Origin of the sequence: Zestomonas carbonaria, from assembly GCF_904061905.1 — a bacterium.
In the GTDB taxonomy this organism is placed as follows: Bacteria; Pseudomonadota; Gammaproteobacteria; order Pseudomonadales; family Pseudomonadaceae; genus Aquipseudomonas; species Aquipseudomonas carbonaria.
Window position 1 is genome coordinate 48,031 of the sequence record NZ_CAJFCI010000015.1, and the last position, 18,003, is coordinate 66,033.

General features: G+C 69.3%; 14 protein-coding genes. 6 read left to right on the plus strand and 8 right to left on the minus strand.

Annotation, left to right across the window (positions count from 1 at the left end):
* Positions 1–237 precede the first annotated feature (237 nt).
* The 4 genes from ilvD (at position 238) to PSEWESI4_RS01670 (ending at position 6,008) form a co-directional block, all read left to right on the plus strand.
* Positions 238–2,076: a dihydroxy-acid dehydratase gene (ilvD, locus tag PSEWESI4_RS01655; protein WP_187669459.1), complete on the plus strand. Its 1,839-nt coding sequence runs from the start codon at positions 238–240 to the stop codon at positions 2,074–2,076.
* Between the two features lie 246 nt (positions 2,077–2,322).
* A complete protein-coding gene (locus PSEWESI4_RS01660) occupies positions 2,323–3,702 on the plus strand; it encodes a nucleobase:cation symporter-2 family protein (protein WP_187669460.1) in 1,380 nt (459 codons plus the stop codon).
* A gap of 68 nt (positions 3,703–3,770) precedes the next feature.
* Positions 3,771–4,238: a metallophosphoesterase family protein gene (locus PSEWESI4_RS01665; RefSeq protein WP_187669461.1), complete on the plus strand. Its 468-nt coding sequence runs from the start codon at positions 3,771–3,773 to the stop codon at positions 4,236–4,238.
* 228 nt (positions 4,239–4,466) lie between these two features.
* Positions 4,467–6,008 carry a nucleobase:cation symporter-2 family protein gene (locus PSEWESI4_RS01670; protein WP_187669462.1) on the plus strand — a complete coding sequence of 514 codons (1,542 nt, stop codon included), beginning with the start codon at positions 4,467–4,469 and terminating at the stop codon, positions 6,006–6,008.
* Between the two features lie 294 nt (positions 6,009–6,302).
* On the opposite strand, the gene PSEWESI4_RS01675 is transcribed toward PSEWESI4_RS01670, so the two are convergent.
* Genes PSEWESI4_RS01675 through PSEWESI4_RS01685 form a run of 3 tightly spaced genes read right to left on the minus strand, consistent with a single transcriptional unit; the run spans position 6,303 to position 8,918 of the window.
* Positions 6,303–6,818 (minus strand): dihydrofolate reductase, encoded by a 516-nt coding sequence (locus PSEWESI4_RS01675; RefSeq protein WP_187669463.1) that lies wholly within the window; start codon positions 6,816–6,818, stop codon positions 6,303–6,305.
* Positions 6,819–6,867: 49 nt separating this feature from the next.
* A complete protein-coding gene (locus tag PSEWESI4_RS01680; protein ID WP_187669464.1) occupies positions 6,868–7,908 on the minus strand; it encodes a hypothetical protein in 1,041 nt (346 codons plus the stop codon).
* Positions 7,905–8,918 carry a hypothetical protein gene (locus PSEWESI4_RS01685; protein WP_187669465.1) on the minus strand — a complete coding sequence of 338 codons (1,014 nt, stop codon included), beginning with the start codon at positions 8,916–8,918 and terminating at the stop codon, positions 7,905–7,907. Before PSEWESI4_RS01685 ends, PSEWESI4_RS01680 begins: the two co-directional genes overlap by 4 nt.
* Positions 8,919–9,077: 159 nt before the next feature.
* On the opposite strand from PSEWESI4_RS01685, the gene PSEWESI4_RS01690 reads away from it, so the two are divergent.
* Both PSEWESI4_RS01690 and PSEWESI4_RS01695 read left to right on the plus strand, forming a co-directional pair.
* Positions 9,078–10,466 carry a DUF2868 domain-containing protein gene (locus tag PSEWESI4_RS01690; RefSeq protein ID WP_235978861.1) on the plus strand — a complete coding sequence of 463 codons (1,389 nt, stop codon included), beginning with the start codon at positions 9,078–9,080 and terminating at the stop codon, positions 10,464–10,466.
* Positions 10,467–10,720: 254 nt separating this feature from the next.
* Positions 10,721–12,088 (plus strand): GTPase/DUF3482 domain-containing protein, encoded by a 1,368-nt coding sequence (locus PSEWESI4_RS01695; protein WP_187669467.1) that lies wholly within the window; start codon positions 10,721–10,723, stop codon positions 12,086–12,088.
* Between the two features lie 33 nt (positions 12,089–12,121).
* Here the strand turns inward: PSEWESI4_RS01695 and PSEWESI4_RS01700 are convergent, their stop codons facing one another.
* From PSEWESI4_RS01700 to PSEWESI4_RS01720, 5 genes are all read right to left on the minus strand, one after another.
* On the minus strand, positions 12,122–12,682 hold the full coding sequence (locus tag PSEWESI4_RS01700) for an HD domain-containing protein (RefSeq protein WP_187669468.1): 561 nt from the start codon (positions 12,680–12,682) through the stop codon (positions 12,122–12,124).
* On the minus strand, positions 12,679–13,827 hold the full coding sequence (locus PSEWESI4_RS01705; RefSeq protein WP_187669469.1) for a TIGR03364 family FAD-dependent oxidoreductase: 1,149 nt from the start codon (positions 13,825–13,827) through the stop codon (positions 12,679–12,681). Before PSEWESI4_RS01705 ends, PSEWESI4_RS01700 begins: the two co-directional genes overlap by 4 nt.
* A gap of 228 nt (positions 13,828–14,055) precedes the next feature.
* Positions 14,056–15,093, minus strand: coding sequence for a putative 2-aminoethylphosphonate ABC transporter substrate-binding protein (locus tag PSEWESI4_RS01710; RefSeq protein ID WP_187669470.1), 1,038 nt, complete (start codon positions 15,091–15,093; stop codon positions 14,056–14,058).
* A 72-nt stretch (positions 15,094–15,165) separates the two neighbouring features.
* Positions 15,166–16,872, minus strand: coding sequence for a putative 2-aminoethylphosphonate ABC transporter permease subunit (locus PSEWESI4_RS01715; RefSeq protein WP_187669471.1), 1,707 nt, complete (start codon positions 16,870–16,872; stop codon positions 15,166–15,168).
* Positions 16,872–17,927 carry a putative 2-aminoethylphosphonate ABC transporter ATP-binding protein gene (locus tag PSEWESI4_RS01720; RefSeq protein ID WP_187669472.1) on the minus strand — a complete coding sequence of 352 codons (1,056 nt, stop codon included), beginning with the start codon at positions 17,925–17,927 and terminating at the stop codon, positions 16,872–16,874. The genes PSEWESI4_RS01715 and PSEWESI4_RS01720 overlap by 1 nt, the downstream gene beginning before the upstream one ends.
* Between the last annotated feature and the right edge of the window lie 76 nt (positions 17,928–18,003).

Genomic DNA, 18,003 nt, shown 5'->3' on the forward strand with positions numbered 1-18,003 from the left:
TGCCATCGCCCCGCCCTTCCGCCCCTCGTCCACCTGGGATTAGAATCGCGGCTTCCCTGCCCCCATCCCAGGCGGACTCACGAGCCAGGCCGAGCCAGCGGCGATCCCGCGCAGCCTTCCGGCCCCACAGCCCCGGCAACGGTCACTTCCATTTGCCAGCGGCCCGTGGCGCGCTCACCATACGCATAAACAGCGGGCCGAAAGCCCGCGTCGTGATTAGCCCGCAGGACCACCGCCATGCCCGATTACCGCTCGAAAACCTCCACCCACGGCCGCAACATGGCCGGCGCCCGCGCCCTCTGGCGTGCCACCGGGATGAAGGACGAGGACTTCAAGAAGCCGATCATCGCCATCGCCAACTCCTTCACCCAGTTCGTGCCCGGCCACGTGCACCTGAAGGACCTCGGCCAACTGGTCGCCCGCGAGATCGAGAAAGCCGGCGGCGTGGCCAAGGAATTCAACACCATCGCCGTGGACGACGGCATCGCCATGGGCCACGACGGCATGCTCTATTCCCTGCCGAGCCGCGAGATCATCGCCGACTCCGTGGAATACATGGTCAACGCCCACTGCGCCGACGCCATCGTCTGCATCTCCAACTGCGACAAGATCACCCCCGGCATGCTGATGGCCGCCCTGCGCCTGAACATCCCGGTGGTGTTCGTCTCCGGCGGCCCGATGGAAGCCGGCAAGACCAAGCTGGCCAACCACGGCCTGGACCTGGTCGACGCCATGGTCGTCGCCGCCGACGACTCCTGCTCCGACGAGAAGGTCGCCGAATACGAGCGCAGCGCCTGCCCGACCTGCGGTTCCTGCTCCGGCATGTTCACCGCCAACTCGATGAACTGCCTGACCGAAGCCCTCGGCCTGTCGCTGCCGGGCAACGGTTCGACCCTAGCCACCCACAGCGACCGCGAACAACTGTTCCTGCGCGCCGGCCGCCTGGCCGTCGAGCTGTGCCAGCGCTACTACGGCGAAGGCGACGCCAGCGTGCTGCCGCGCAACATCGCCAACTTCAAGGCGTTCGAGAACGCCATGACCCTGGACATCGCCATGGGCGGCTCGACCAACACCATCCTGCACCTGCTGGCCGCTGCCCAGGAGGCCGAGGTGCCGTTCGACCTGCGCGACATCGATCGCCTGTCGCGCAAGGTGCCGCAGCTCTGCAAGGTGGCGCCGAACATCCAGAAGTACCACATGGAAGACGTGCACCGCGCCGGCGGCATCTTCTCCATCCTCGGCGAACTGGCGCGCGGCGGCCTGCTGCACACCGACGTGCACACCGTGCACAGCCCGAACATGGGCGAAGCCATCGCCCAGTGGGACATCACCCAGACCCAGGACGAAGCCGTGCACACCTTCTTCAAGGCCGGCCCGGCAGGCATCCCCACCCAGACCGCGTTCAGCCAGAGCACCCGCTGGCCGACCCTCGACCTGGACCGCGCCGAAGGCTGCATCCGCAGCGTCGAGCACGCCTACTCCCAGGAAGGCGGCCTGGCCGTGCTGTACGGCAACATCGCCCTGGACGGCTGCGTGGTGAAGACCGCCGGCGTGGACGAATCCATCCACGTATTCGAAGGCACCGCGAAGATCTACGAGAGCCAGGACGGCGCCGTGAAAGGCATCCTCAACGACGAGGTGAAGGCCGGCGACATCGTGATCATTCGCTACGAAGGCCCGAAAGGCGGCCCGGGCATGCAGGAAATGCTCTACCCGACCAGCTACCTGAAGTCCAAGGGCCTGGGCAAGCAGTGCGCCCTGCTCACCGACGGCCGCTTCTCCGGCGGCACCTCGGGCCTGTCCATCGGCCACGCCTCGCCGGAAGCGGCGGCCGGCGGCGCCATCGGCCTGGTGCAGGACGGCGACAAGGTCCTCATCGACATCCCCAACCGCAGCATCAACCTGCTGGTGAGCGATGAAGAACTGGCCACCCGTCGCGCCGAGCAGGACAAGAAGGGCTGGAAACCGGCACAACCGCGCGCCCGCAAGGTCAGCACCGCCCTCAAGGCCTACGCCCTGCTCGCCACCAGCGCCGACAAGGGCGCGGTGCGCAACAAGGCGTTGCTGGAAGGCTGATAGCCGCTCCTCCCGAAAAGCCCGGCCCCGCGCCGGGCTTTTCGTTTTCAGCCCCCTGTAGGAACGAGTTCTGCTCGCGAAGTCCGCAGGATGGGTCGAGGAGCGCAGCGACGATACCCATCACCGCATGGGTATCGCTCCGCTCAACCCATCCTACGGACTGCGGAATCCGCCCCTACGGATCAACCGGAGGCCCAGGCGCGGCAAGGCTCAGGTAGAATCGCCGCTTTTTCGCGGTCGATCGCCATGACTTCACTGGAAAAGCCCCCCATCCCCGAGCCCCGCAGCGAACTGCTCTACGGGCTGGACGAATGCCCGCGGCCGCTGGCCGCCCTGCTCGCCGCCCTGCAGCACCTGCTGGCGATCATCGTCCCCATCGTCACCCCGGGCCTGCTGATCTGCCAGGCGCTGGGCGTGTCGGCGCGCGACACCAACCTGATCGTCTCCATGTCGCTGCTGGTCTCCGGCATCGCCACCTTCGTCCAGTGCCGACGCTTCGGCCCCTTCGGCGCCGGCCTGCTGATCGTCCAGGGCACCAGCTTCAACTTCGTCGGCCCGCTGATCGCCGGCGGCTCGCTGATGGTCAGCCAGGGCACGCCGGTGGAGGCGGTGATGGCGGCGATCTTCGGCGTGGTGATGGTCGGCGCCTTCGTCGAGATGGGCGTGTCACGCATCCTGCCCTTCATCAAGCGGCTGATCAGCCCTCTGGTGACCGGCATCGTGGTGCTGCTGATCGGCCTGACCCTGATCAAGGTCGGCCTGATCAGCATGGGCGGCGGTTTCGCGGCGATGGCCGACGGCAGCTTCGCCAACGGCGAGAACCTGCTGCTGTCCGGCACGGTGCTGGCGATCATCGTGGTGCTCAACCGCATCCCGCTAGTGTGGCTACGCAGTTGCGCCATCGTCATCGCCCTGGCCGCCGGCTACGCCCTCGCCGCGTGGCTCGGCCGCCTCGACTTCGCCGGCCTGGAGGACGCGCCGCTGTTGCAGGTGCCGACCCCGCTGCACTTCGGCCTGGGCTTCTCCTGGGCGCTGTTCATCCCCATGCTGGTGATCTACCTGGTCACCTCGCTGGAGGCCATCGGCGACGTCACCGCCACCAGCAAGGTCTCGCGCCAACCGGTGGAAGGCCCGCTGTGGATGCAGCGGATCAAGGGCGGCGTGCTGGTCAACGGCGCCAACTCGCTGCTGGCCGGCCTGCTCAACAGCTTCCCCAGCTCGATCTTCGCGCAGAACAACGGGGTGATTCAGTTGACCGGCATCGCCAGCCGCCACGTCGGCCTGTGGATCGCCCTGCTGCTGGTGCTGCTGGGCCTGTTCCCGGCCGTCGCCGGGGTGCTCCAGGCGATTCCCGAGCCGGTGCTGGGCGGCGCCGCCCTGGTGATGTTCGGCGCGGTGGCCGCCTCCGGCATCAACATCCTCGCCGGCACCAACCTGGACCGCCGCGCCCTGCTGATCATCGCGGTCAGCCTGGCCCTCGGCCTGGGCGTGTCCCAGGTGCCGGAATTCCTCGCCCACATGCCGGCGGCACTGCGCACCGTGCTGGAATCGGGCGTGGCCACCGGCGGCCTCTGCGCCCTGCTGATGAACTGGTTCCTGCCGGAAACCCCGTCCGTCGGGCACTGAAGCATAGGCGGCGCAACGCGCCACGGGCTGGCACAATCAGGGCTCGTCCCCTCCACGAGCCCAGCCCCATGAGCAGCACCGGGCCGTACCTTGGCCTGATCTCCGACACCCACGGCCTGCTGCGCCCCGAAGCACTGGCGGCGCTGGCCGGCTGCGAGCGGATCATCCACGCCGGGGACATCGGCAAGCCGGACATCCTCGACGCCCTGGCCGAGCTGGCGCCGGTGCACGCGGTGCGCGGCAACAACGACACCGCCGACTGGGCCTCGTCCCTGCCCCACAGCCTGCAACTGGACTGGCATGGTGTATGCATTTTCGTCACCCATGAGGCGGCACATTTTCCAGCCGATCTGTACACACGTGGCTTCCGCGTGGCGATCTGCGGCCATTCCCACAAGCCGCTGATCGAGGAGCGGGATGGCCTGTTGCTGATCAATCCTGGCAGTGCCGGACCACGCCGCTTCCGTTTGCCGATCACCGTCGCCCGACTCCATCTGGAGGATGGCCAGGTCCGCAGCGAACTGCTGGACCTGTGATCGGCGCGCCACGACGGTGCATCCGCACCGCGTGGGTGCCATTCGTCGCACGGAAGTTTCCTGACCATATGGTCAGCTAACCATTTACCGGAATTCACGGCTGTTCGCAGCCAGGAATCGCAAATTGGAGAACTTGCCTGCAAGATAAAATGTATACAAAACACTGGTCAAGACAGTATTTTTTTGTCTACATTGGCCAACACAAGAACAACAGCGAGAAGCCTCACCATGACAGTCTCATCCGTAAGTCCGTCTCCGGAGAAGCGCCCGGAAGACGAAAACCTCGGTATCGGCGCCAACCTCGCCTACGGTCTGCAGCACGTGCTGACCATGTATGGCGGCATCGTGGCGGTTCCCCTGATCGTCGGCCAGGCCGCGGGACTGTCGCCCGCCGACATCGGCCTGCTGATCGCCGCCTCTCTGTTCGCCGGTGGCCTGGCGACCCTGCTGCAGACCATCGGCGTACCGTTCTTCGGTTGTCAGTTGCCGCTGGTGCAGGGCGTGTCCTTCGCCGGCGTGGCGACCATGATCGCGATCATCGGCAGCGACGGCGCCGGCGGCATCCCGGTGGTGCTCGGCTCGGTGATCGCCGCCTCGCTGATAGGCCTGTTGATAACGCCGGTGTTCTCGCGGATCACCAAGTTCTTCCCGCCCCTGGTGACCGGCATCGTCATCACCACCATCGGCCTGACCCTGATGCCGGTCGCGGCGCGCTGGGCAATGGGCGGCAACAGCCAGGCGGCGGACTTCGGCAGCGTGGCCAACATCAGCCTGGCCGCCTTCACCCTGGGCACCGTGCTGCTGCTGAGCAAGCTCGGCAGCGCCAGCATCTCGCGCCTGTCGATCCTCCTGGCGATGGTGATCGGCACCGTCGTCGCGATGTTCTTCGGCATGACCGATTTCTCCAAGGTGCTCGAAGGCCCGCTGGTGGCGATGCCCACCCCGCTGCACTTCGGCATGCCGGTGTTCCAGGTCGCGGCGATCCTGTCGATGGTGATCGTCATCATCGTCACCCTGGTGGAAACCTCGGCGGACATCCTCGCGGTCGGCGAGATCATCGGCACCAAGGTCGACTCCAAGCGCCTGGGCAACGGCCTGCGCGCGGACATGATCTCCAGCAGCCTGGCGCCGATCTTCGGTTCCTTCACCCAGAGCGCCTTCGCCCAGAACGTCGGCCTGGTGGCGGTGACCGGCATCAAGAGCCGCTACGTGGTGGCCACCGCCGGCCTGATCCTGGTAACCCTCGGCCTGCTGCCGGTGATGGGCCGACTGATCGCCGCGGTGCCCACGGCGGTGCTCGGCGGCGCGGGCGTAGTGCTGTTCGGCACGGTGGCCGCCAGCGGCATCCGCACCCTGTCGAAGGTCGACTACCGCAACAACATGAACCTGATCATCGTCGCCACCTCGATCGGCTTCGGCATGATCCCGATCGCCGCGCCGAGCTTCTACCACCACTTCCCGGCCTGGTTCGAGACCATCTTCCACTCCGGCATCAGCTCGGCGGCGATCATGGCCATCGCGCTGAACCTGCTGTTCAACCACTTCAAGGCCGGCAACTCGGACCAGCAATCGGTGTTCGTCGCCGCCAGCGACCGCACCCTGCGCTACCAGGACATCGCCGCGCTGAACGACGGCGACTACTTCCGCGACGGCAAGCTGTACGACGCCGAAGGCAACGAAGTGACGATCCTCGGCGAAGACGACCACCACGGCGCCCCACCGGCGCAACGCGCCAAGCCCACGACGGCGGCCAGTCCCAGCGGGGGTTGATCAGGAAGTTGTGGGCCGAGAGACGCTCCGTGGGCAGTCATGATTCCATGGTGGGCGAAACTTCGGCCCTCACCCCAACCCTCTGGGGCTGATCGGAGTGACGGGAGAGCACGGAGCTTGCCGGCATGCACGGATACTCCCCTCTCCCTCCGGAGCGGGGCGCGTAGCCAGGGGCCGGGGGGTGAGGGGCTGAGGTTCCGGCGCAAAGCGTTATCTAACCTGGAATCGCAGTTGCCCACGGGTCAATGACAAGGCCCAGGTTGCCGGGCTCCAGCCCACCCTACAGAAAGCGCGCTACTTCCTGTCCCACACCTCAAACGCATAAGCCGGCGTCCCCTCGCCGGCTTCGTGCTCGATGCTCGACGCCAGGTGCCACTCGCCCTCGGCGAACGCCGGAAAATACGCATCCCCCGCGGGGCTCAGCGCCACGCGGGTCAGGTAGAGCCGCTGCGCCAGCGGCAACGCCTCGGCATAGAGCTGGGCGCCGCCGATCAGCATCAGTTCCTCGGCATCTTCCGCGCGGGCCCACTCATCGGCGCGGGCAATGGCCGCCTCGAGCGAAACGAAGACCTCCGCCCCTTCCAGCCGCAACCCCGGCTGGCGGCTGACCACTAGGTTGAGACGCCCAGGCAGCGGGCGGCCGAGGGAATCCCAGGTCTTGCGGCCCATGATGATCGGCTTGCCGAGGGTCAGTGCCTTGAAGTGCTTGAGGTCGGCCGGCAGGTGCCAGGGCAGGCGGTTATCGATGCCGATCACACGGTTCTCGGCCAGCGCGGCGATCATCGCCAGCGGCAGTCGGGCTTCAGCCATGGGGTCTCCAGAAGTTCGAAAAACGGAAGCCGGCGCAGCATAGCAGCCATCACAACGGATTACCGGTGTACGGCGGCACGCTCATGAAGAAGGTGCCGTCCTCGTTCACCTGGGTGAGCCCGCTGGCCAGCACCTTGCGATAATCCTTGATGTTGAAGGTCAACGGCTGGTCCGGCTGCTGGGCCTTGAGCAGCACCTGGGCATAGGTGATGAGGATCTCGAAGATCTTCAGGTCGCCCGATTGCAGCCAGATATACGACGGCCCGGCCTGCTCCGGCGGCGCGAAACGCATCGGCTCGCGCCCCGGCGGCGGAGCGAAGCGCAGGTGCAGGCCGCGCTCGTCCAGCCAACTGGCGGCCACGTGACCATCGATGCCGAGCAGCGGGAACACCCGGCGATAGTCGAGGCGCATGCGGTTGCCGTCGAGCCGCGCGCCGGGGCGCTCCAGGCTGACCAGCGAATCCATCTCCAGGCCGACCAGGCTCATCGCGCCATAGCTGGGCAGGCCGAGCACCTTGAGGCTGTCCGGGCGGTAGTCGATCAGCCCGGCCGTCTCGTCGAGCGCCACCTGGCCATCGAGGCGCAACGGCAGCCAGGGGCCGACGCCGAACGGCCGCACCTCGCCCCGGACCTGCAGGCGGCCGCCCGCGCTGGCCATGTCGAAATCGCGCAGCATGCTCTCCGGGTAGGCGAGGATGTGCTGGTTGAACAGGTTGGCGAGCTGCTGCGGACCGAGGATCACCTCGCCCTCCAGCACCTCGATGCGCATCGCCTCGGGCCGGTCGAAATCGATCGGCGCGCCGGCTTCCAGCGGCAGCAGCCAGCCCTTCAGCTCGGGGCTGTGGAAACCGATGCCGCCCTGGAAGTACATGTCGACGTTGCGCAGCAGCAGGCCGACGCCGTCCTGGCCTGAGTCGCGCACCCCGGCCGAACGCCGGGCGGCGTGCACCGGCTCCGGCGGGTCCTGCCGGAACCAGCCCTGGCTGAGCAGGGCCAGCTCGCGCTGCTGGCGGTCGATGGCGCTTTCGGCCCCGGCCTGGACGGCGGCCAGCAGGCCGGCGCAGAGCAGCGCGGCCGTCACGATCCTCATAGCGAAGCCCTCCCCGGCGCCGGCGCCTTCACCGGCGACACCGCGATATGCACCATGCCGTCCTCGCGCAGGCGGATCTCACCGTACTGCAACTGGCGGCGGTAATCGTAGAGGTTGAACAGCAGCGGCTGGCGCGGGCTGAGGCTGGTGAACAGCGCGTAGGCCTTGACCAGGATGGTGCGCGCCATCTTGATGTCGCCGCCCTCGATGAACATGTAGCTGTCCGGCGCGCGCAGTTCGGGCCAGGCCAGCGCCGCCAGGTCGCCGCCGAGGCGCAGGTCCATGCCGCCGTCGGCCAGGCGCAGTTCGCGTACCTGGAAATCCAGGCGCGGCGGCGGGAACAGCCCATCGAGGTCGACCAGGATGCGGTTGCCGATCAGCCGCATGTGCCGGGTTTCCAGGGTCAGCACCTCGCTCATGTCGATCGAGGCGGCGTTCAGCGAGGGCGTCACGTCGACGCCATCGACGAAGATCCGCTTCGGCACCAGCGCCACCATGAGCGGCCCGGCCAGCTCGATGCCGGTCAGCATCCGCAGCGGCCGCCAGCGGCCCTTGCGCAGCAGCTCGCCGCGCACTTCCTGGCCGTCGGCGCGGGTGAGCAGTTCGAGGTTGCGCACCGGCGCGGCGGCGGCGCGCAGGTCCTGGTTGAGCAGGGTGCCGAGGGTCGCGTCGGCGACGAAGATATCGCCGGCCTCGATGCGCGCCTCCATCGACTTCGGATCGTCGAGCAGCAGCGGCGTGCCCTGGGCGAGCGGGCGCAACTGGATGAGCATCCGGCGGATGAAGAAGCCGATGTCGTCGTGTAGGCGGAAGTCGGTATTGGCGATCCACAGCCGCGACTCGGCCGAGCCGGAATCGCGCGCGCCGACCGAGTCGTCCAGCACACGCGGCGGCACCGCGCGCATCAGGTCGACGGCCGGCTGGCCCCAGTCCGACGGCGGCGGACCATCGGCCGCCTGGGCGGGCACGCACAACACCGCCAGGAGGAACGGCAGGCAACGGAGCAGCATCTCTAAACCTCTTGTTCTTGTTCGATGAGAGCCGACCGTCACCCTAACCCCGAACCTCCACGGCACGCGCCCCGCCCTTGGATGGGTGCGCCCGGCGCAGTGTTACCGCGACACGCCAGCGGTTATGCTCAAGGCCCGTCCCAGACCACCGGAGACCGCGTGACCGAAGCCGCCACCCGCCTTTCCGCCCTCTACCGCCTGTGGCTGTGCGAAGCCATCCGCCTGCGCGAAGAGCAGGCCGGCCCGCTCGACGACGGCGAAGCCAACCGCCGCGCTGGCGCCGATGGCGGCAGCCTCACCCAGCGCATCGAACAGCGCGCGCTGCTGCTCGCCGAACGCGACGGCCAGCTCGCCGGCCTGCTGCACTGGCGCCAGGGCGCCCGCCTGGCGCTGATCGTCCTGCTGGTCCTGGCCCTGCTCGGCGGCGCCGGGCTGGCCTTCGCCGCGCTGGGCGACGGCCTGCGCCCGGTCAACGTGTTCTGGGCGCTGGGCAGCCTGCTCGGCCTGCACCTGCTGACGTTGCTGGGCTGGGTGGCCGGCTTCTGCCTCGCCGACAGCGGCGGCGCGCTCGGCCGCCTGTGGCTCTGGCTGAGCGGCAAGCTGGCGCGCGACGCCCAGGTCGCCCACCTCGCCCCTGCCTTGCTGCTGGTGCTGGAGCGCCGCCGGCTGAGCCGCTGGGCGCTCGGCATGCTGGTCCACGGCCTGTGGCTGGCCGCCCTGCTGAGCGCCGCCCTGGTGCTGCTGGCGCTGCTTGCCACCCGCCGCTACGGCTTCGTCTGGGAGACCACCATCCTCGCCGGCGACACCTTCGTCGCCCTCACCCAGGCCCTCGGCGCGCTGCCGGCGCTGCTCGGCTTCGCCATCCCCGATCCCGACACCATCCGCGCCAGCGGCGACAGCGCCCTGGCCGCCGAAGCAGCACGCCGGGCCTGGTCGGGCTGGCTGCTCGGCGTACTGCTGGTCTACGGGCTGCTGCCGCGCCTGGCGCTGCTGATCCTCTGCGCCTGGCGCTGGCGACATGGCCGCGCACGCCTGCGCCTGGACCTCGAACAGCCCGCCTACCGCCTGCTGCGCGAGCGGTTGCAACCCTCCAGCGAACGCATCGGCGTGCTCGACGCGGCGCCGGCCCAGCTCGCCGAGCCGACCGGCGGCACGCGACTGGCCGAGGGTGCGGGCGCGTTGCTGGTGGCCGTCGAACTGGACGAACGCCGCGCCTGGCCGCCGCAGTTGCCGGCCGGGGTCGCCGACGCCGGCATCCTCGACAGCCGCGAACAGCGCCAGCGCCTGCTCGACCAACTGGTGCGCTTCCCGCCCGCGCGCCTGGCCATCGCCTGCGACCCACGCCGCTCACCGGACCGCGGCACCCTGGCACTGCTCGGCGAACTGGCCCGCAGCGCCGCCAGCACCCGCGTCTGGCTGCTCGCCCCGCCGCCCGGCGAGGCGCTGGACAGCCAGCGTCTGGGCGATTGGCACGCGGCGCTCGGGAAACTGGGGCTGGCCTGGAGCGATGCCTCGCCGGTGGGGTGGCTGGAGAACGGACATGATTGATCGGGTGGCCCGGATGAGATCCAGGGCTCTATTCCCGGATTGCATCCGGGCTACGGGAGGGTGGATTGGAGAATGGACATGACTGACAGACCGTCCCTCACCCTAGCCCTCTCGCGAAGGGAGAGGGGACCACTCCCGCAACCTCGCGCCCATATCTCCCACAAATGGAAGAGAGAACCGGCCATGCACGACCGTTCAGGCGTGAGTCACCCCTCGCCCATTCATGGGAGAGGGGCCGGGGGAGAGGGTCGCTTATGAGCAAACCCATCAAACTCGCCGTGGTCGGCCACACCAACGTCGGCAAGACCTCCCTGCTGCGCACCCTGACCCGCGACGTCGGTTTCGGCGAGGTCTCCCACCAGCCGAGCACCACCCGCCACGTCGAAGGCGCGCGGCTGTCGGTGGACGGCGAGGCGCTGCTGGAGTTGTACGACACCCCCGGCCTGGAAGACGCCATCGCCCTGCTCGACTATCTGGAACGCCTCGACCGCCCTGGCGAGCGGCTCGACGGTCCGGCGCGGCTGGCGCGTTTCCTCGACGGCGCCGAGGCGCGCCAGCGCTACGAGCAGGAGGCCAAGGTGCTGCGCCAGTTGCTGGCCAGCGACGCCGGCCTCTACGTGATCGACGCCCGCGAGCCGGTGCTGGCCAAGTACCGCGACGAACTGGCGGTGCTGGCGATGGCCGGCAGGCCGCTGCTGCCGGTGCTCAACTTCGTGCGCAGCGAGCAGCAGCGCGAGGGCGACTGGCGCGAAGCGCTGGCCCGCCTCGGCCTGCACGCGCTGGTGCGTTTCGACAGCGTGGCTCCGCCGCTGGACGGCGAGCGGCGCCTGTACGAAAGCTTGGCGTTGCTCATCGAACCCGCGCGGCCACGCCTGGAACGACTGATCGCCGACCACGAAGCGCAGGTGGCGGCGCGCCGTGCCGCCGGCGCCCGGCTGATCGCCGAGCTGCTGGTGGATGCCGCCGCCTGCCGGCGCAGCGTGGCGGCCCAGCCGGTGCTGGAGCAGGGCGCGATTCGCGAACTGCACGAGGCGGTGCGCCAGCGCGAGCAGCGCTGCGTCGAGGCCCTGCTGCGCCTGTACGCCTTCCGCCGCGAGGACGCCGCCGCCAGCGACCTGCCCCTGCTCGACGGGCGCTGGGGCGACGACCTGTTCAACCCGGAAACCCTCAAGCAGCTCGGCGTCAACCTGGGTGGTGGGATGGCCGCCGGCGCGGCGGCCGGCGCCGGGGTCGACCTGCTGGTCGGCGGCCTCAGCCTGGGCGCCGCCGCGCTGCTCGGCGCCATCGCCGGCGGCGGCGCGCAGACCGCCCGCCACTACGGCCAGCGCCTGCTCGGCAAGCTCAAGGGCCAGCGCGAACTGACCGTCGACGACGCCGTGCTGCGCCTGCTCGCCCTGCGCCAGCGGCAACTGCTGCACGCCCTGGAGGCACGCGGCCATGCGGCGATCGAGGCGATCCGCGTCGACACCCCGCAGGATCGGGAATGGCGCCAGGGCAAACTGCCCGAGGCCCTGCGCAAGGCCCGCGCCCACCCGGAATGGTCGTCGCTCAACCCCGGCGCCCGCCTGGAACAGGCCGAGCGCCAGGAACAGCTTGACGCCCTGGCCACGGAGCTGGCGTAGCCCGGATGCAATCCGGGACCACGGAGTGGCCGGTTACACGTTGCGTACGCGCAGGGCCAGCGCCTCCAGTTCAGCCAGGTCGGGCAGCGGCCGGCCGGGCACCTTGGCCGCCTCGTCCCAGCGACGCAGGCGCAGGCTGTCGGCGAACAGCGGATCGGTCTCGAAAGCCGCCGCCTCCGCCTCGCTCATCGGCCCGCCCTGCCAGTCCAGGGTCTGCCGGCTGGCCAGGCTGAGACCGGCCAGGTACTGCGGGTCACGCCAGCACAGGTAGCGCTTGGCGTCCACGTGGCTCGCCACCAGGCCGGCCAGACGCTCGGAGAAACCCAGGCCACGCAGCCAATGTGCGCCGACCCGCTCATGCCCCACGCGGCCGAGGCCGGCCATGCTGTTGTGCTCGGTCAGCGGCGCGCAGAAGTGGCCGACGTCGTGGCAGAAGGCGGCCAGCACCAGCTCTTCGTCGGCGCCTTCGGCCTGGGCCAGTTCGGCGGCCTGGACCATGTGCTCGAGCTGGCTGACCGCCTCGCCGATGTAGTCCGCCCCGGCCTGCGCCCGGCACAGCTCGAACAGTCGCGCGACCGCTTCCTCTGCGTTCATGCCGGCCATGCTCCTTCGTCGAGCAGCGCGGCGATGCAGCGCTCGCCCAACGCCGGGCCGACGCTCATGCCAACGCCGCTGCGCATCAGCACGGCGGTGACGCCAGGCGCGGCGCGGACGACGGAGAACGGCTCGGCGCCGCGCGCGCCATAGACGCCCTGCCAGCGCTCGACCACCTGGAGCCGGCAGCCCAGGGTGTGTTCGGCCAGGCCGAGCATCAGGTCATCCACCGCTTCGGCGTTGAACGGCTCGGCATCACGGCCGTAGTGGTGCGAATCGCCGACGATCAGCTCGCCGTAAGGCGTCGGGCTGACCAGCAGGTGGATGCCGTTGGCTTCCAGCTCGGGTCGTTCGCGGCGGATCTCGGCCTGCACCGCCGCCGCTTCCGGCAGGTCGGCGAAGGCGCCGTAGTGTACGCCGGACAGCCCGGTGAGCACGGCGTGACGCAAGCCGATGGCGGTTTCCGGGCGCACCCGCAGCATCTGCAGGCGGCATACCTGCGGATCGAGCGCGGCCAGGTGCTCGGCCAGCAGGGTCTGGTAGTCATGCCCGGAGCAGACGATCACCTGCCCGGCGCGGCAGTCGCCAGCGGTGCTGCGCAGCAGGCCGGGCTCGATGTCGCGGACCAGGGTGGAGAAGTGGAACTCGACGCCGAGGTCGCGGCGCAGGTGTTCGATCAACGCCGGCAGCGCCTCGCGCGAGTACACCTGCTGGTCGTCGAGGCCGTGGAGGGCGGCGCGATGGTGGCGGAAGCGGCCGTCGTACAGCGCGTCGAGCTGGGCGCCACGCAGCAGTTCGGCACGGTAGTCGTGTTCGGCGGCGCGTCCTCGGCAGAAGGCATCGAGCAGCGCTTCCTCGGCTTCGCTGCGGGCGAACACCAGCACGCCGTTGCGCAGCAGCGGGAAGCCGGCGGCCTGCGCCCATCCGGCCCAGATATCGCGGCTGGCGCGCGCCAGGTCGAGCATGACGCCCGGCGGCTGGCCGGTGACCAGGGCCTGGCCGAAGTTGCGGATCGAGGCGCCGAGCGGCGTCTGCGTGCGCTCGAACACCCGCACGCGCCGGCCTCGGCGGGCTGCCGCGCAGGCATGGGACAGGCCGAGGATGCCGGCGCCGACGATGGCGATGTCACAGTCGAGGTGGGGCATGGGGGAGTCCTTGGTGGTGGGATGAAGTCCGCCCCTCACCCCAGCCCTCTCCCGGAGGGAGAGGGGGCTATCCGGAGTCAGGCGAAACACTGTGGATGAACGCCACTCCGCTCCAGTCCCCTCTCCCCTTGGGAGAGGGCTGGGGTGAGGGACGGAGCCCAAACAGGAACGACAAAGTGGCGAACCGCGATGGACCTATCCATCCAGCGGAACGCCACCCCAAGCCCCTTACTGCGCCACCGGCTCCGACTTGCCGTCATAGCGCTTGCGCCATTCGGCGAGGATGCGGTCGCGGTTTTCCGAGGCCCAGGCGAAGTCGTTCTTGATCAGCCGCTGCTCGTAGTCGGCCGGCAGTTCCTGGAAGCGGTCGGCGATGCCCGGCTGGGCGAGCACGGCGAAGTTGGCCTTGTACAGGTCCATGGCTTCGCGGCTGGCGGAGAAGTCGGCGAGTTTCTTCGCCGCGTCCAGCTTGGCGGTGCCCTTGACGATGCCGGTGGCCTCAATCTCCCAGCCCAGGCCCTCTTTCGGCAGGACGATGTCCAGCGGCGCGCCCTTGCGCTTGAGCTGGATGGCCGGGTACTCGAAGGAGATGCCGATCGGGAATTCGCCGGCGGCGGCCTGCTTGCACGGCTTGGAACCGGAGTGGGTGTACTGGCCGATGTTCTGGTGCAGCTTGTCCATGTAGGCCCAGCCCTGGGGCTCGCCGAAGGTCTGCAGCCAGGCGCTGACGTCCAGGTAGCCGGTGCCGGAGGAGGCCGGGTTGGGCATGACGATCTTGCCCTGGTACACCGGGTCGGTCAGGTCTTCCCACCTGGTCGGCTTGGGCAGGCCCTGCTTCTCGGCCTCGACGGTGTTGAAGCAGATGGTCGCCGCCCACACGTCCATGCCGACCCAGGCCGGCGGGTTGGCGGCGTCGCGGTAGTTGGCGCCGATGTTGCCGAGGTTGGCCGGCGCGTAGGCTTCGAGCATGCCGCGCTGGTCGAGGATCGCCAGGCTGGAAGCGGCCAGGCCCCACACCGCATCGGCCTGCGGGCGGTCCTTCTCGGCCAGCAGCTTGGCGGTGATGATGCCGGTGGAATCGCGCACCCACTTGATGCTGACGTCCGGGTTCTGTTTCTCGAACGCTTCCTTGTAGGCCCTGAGTTGTTCGACTTCCAGCGCGGTGTAGACGGTCAGCTCGGTGGCGGCGCTGGCGTGCAGGCCGGAGCCGGCGAGCAGGGCGGCGGCCAATGCCGCTTGTTTGAACGGCGCGGTGCGTTTGAACATGGGTGGAGCTCCTTTTTTAGTGGGTCCCCGCGTTCGCGGGGATGACGGGGGCAGACGCGGAGATGACGGGCGCTACACCGCGCGCCAGGCCTGGGCGCGGCGCAGCAGGCCGCGCGAGGCGCCGGCGAGCAGCAGCGAGACGGCGGCGGAGGTGAGCAGGATCAGGGTCGACATGGCGGCGGCGCCGCCGACGTTGCCGGCATCGTCCATGTTCAGCACGGCGATGGCGGCGAGGATGCTGTCCGGGCTGTACAGGAAGATCACCGCCGACACCGTGGTCATCGCCGAGACGAACAGGTAGCGGAAGATGTCCAGCAGCGCCGGCAGGCACAGCGGCAGGGTGACGCGCAGGTAGTGCTTCCACAGCGGCACCTTGAGCGACAGCGCGGCGGCCTCGAACTCGCCGTCGAGCTGGCGCAGCGCGCTGGCGGCGGTCATCTGCGCGGTGGTCAGGAAGTGCGCCACGGTGCACACCACCAGCAGCCCCAGGCTGCCGTACAGGGCGTGCAGCGGGTTGGCCGGCAGGTTGAAGAAGAACACGTAGCCGAGGCCGAGTACCAGGCCGGGCACCGCCATCGGCACGAAGCCGAGCAGGCGCAGCACCTGGGTCAGCCAGTCCTGGCGGGTCTTCTCGATCAGGTAGGCGCCGGTGAAGATCAGCAGGCTGCCGAACGCGGCACTGAACAGCGCCATCAGCACGCTGTTGCGGTAGGCCAGCCAGCCGCCGGGCAGTTCGGAAAAGGCGTAGTGGTCGAGCACCAGGCTCAGGTCGTAGGGCCAGAAGCGCACCAGCGAGGAGAACACCGCCATGCCGAACACCAGCAGCAGCACCACGCAAAGCAGGATCACCAGGAGCAGGAACAGCGTGTCGCGACCGCGCGACGGCGCCGGGTGGTAGACCTGCGCGCGACCGCTCATGGCGTCGCGCTGGCGGCGGCGCAGCCAGGCGTCGACGGCGAAGCTGAGCAGCGCCGGCAGCAGCAGGAGCATGCCGATCTGCGCACCGCGGCCGAACTGCTGTTGGCCGACCACCGCCTTGTAGGCTTCCAGGGCCAGCACCTGGTAGTCGCCACCGACCACCACCGGCACGCCGAAGTCGGTGATGCACAGGGTGAACACCAGGCAGAAGGCGGCGAACGCGGCCTGCCGGGTGGCAGGCCAGGTGATGCTGCGGAAGCTCTTCCACGACGAGGCGCCCATGCTCGCGGCGGCATCGAACAGCCGCGCGTCGGCCAGCGCCAGGGCCGAGAGCAGCACCATCAGCGCGTGCGGGAAGGTGTAGATGGCCTGGCCGAGGACGATGCCCCAGAAGCCGTAGATGTTGTCGGGGAACATCTCGCGCAGCACGCCCTGGTTGCCGAACAGGTAGATCAGCGCGATGCCCGGCAGCATCGACGGCGCCAGCAGCGGCAGCAGCGAGATGCCGCGCCACAGCCCCTTCGCCGGGATCAGCGTGCGTTGCAGCGCATAGGCGAAGCCGTAGGCCGCCGGCACCACGATCAGCGCCACCGCCAGCGCGGTCTTCAGGCTGTTGCCGAGCAGCCACTGGAAGTTGGCGCTGGCCAGCAGTTCCAGCAGCGCGGGCAGTCCGCCGCCCTGCCCTTCCTCGCCGCTGAAACCGCGCCAGAAGATGGCCGCCAGCGGCAGCAGCACGGCGCCGGTGAGCAGCACCAGCAGCAGCCACTTGCCGCCGCTGACGAACAGGCGGTCGGCCCAGTCGCTCCGCAGCGCCTGGCGGCTCTTCGGCGCGGCGGTCGCCAGGATCGCGGAACGGCTCATCAGGCGAACACCTGCAGGCTGCGCGGCGGCAGAGCCACCCACAGCTCGGGGCCGGCCAGGCGCGGCATGTCCTCCGGCGCCAGCTCGGCGAGCAGCGGGTGGCCGGGCAGGTGGTCCAGCTCGAAGCTCATCCGGCAGCGGTTGCCGAGGAAGGTGACCTCCCGCAACTGGGCGCGGAAGCGGTTGTCGGCGGCATCGGCGGGATTCACGCTGATCGCCTCGGGGCGGCAGAACAACCGGCCGCGCATGCCGCCACGACCGTCCTCCAGGCGCACCGGCCGGCCGCCGACGCAGGCCTGGCCCTGGCCGTCGCGCTCGAACGGCAGCCAGTTACCCTGGCCGACGAACTCGGCGACGAAGGGCGTGGCCGGGCTCTGGTAGATGGTCTCGGCGCTGGCGTACTGCTCGATGCGCCCGTGGTTCATCACCGCGATGCGATCGGCCATCAGCATCGCCTCGTCCTGATTGTGGGTGACCATCAGGGTGGTGATGCCGAGGCTTTTCTGCAGTTGGCGCAGCTCGGTGCACAGGTGCTCGCGGACCCGCGCATCGAGCGCCGACATCGGCTCGTCGAGCAGCAGCAGCGAGGGCGACGGCGCCAGCGCGCGGGCCAGGGCGACGCGCTGCTGCTGGCCGCCGGAAAGCTGGCCGGGATACTTCTGCTCGCTGCCGGCCAGGCCGACCAGCTCGAGCATCTCCATCACCCGTGCGCGCAGCTCATCGCGGGCAAGACCGGCCAGGCCGTAGCCGACGTTCTGCGCCACCGTCAGGTTGGGAAACAGCGCGTAGGACTGGAACAGGATGCCGTAGTCGCGCGCCTGCGGCGGCAGCGTGGAGATATCGCGCTCGCCGCTGAACAGGCTGCCGGCGTCCTGCCGTTCGAGGCCGGCGATGCAGCGCAGCAGCGTGGTCTTGCCGCAGCCGGACGGGCCGAGCAGGCAGACCAGTTCGCCCTGGTCGACCTCCAGCGACACGCCATCGAGCGCGGTATAGGTGCCGAAGCGCTTGTGCAGGCCATTGACCTGCAAGTGTGCGGCGGGAAGCGGAGTGGACATGCGGACGACCTCGGGAAAGCGGTAACGACGAGGTCATGCTACGGAGCGAGTGCTAAGGCTTTATGGCAACAAGGCA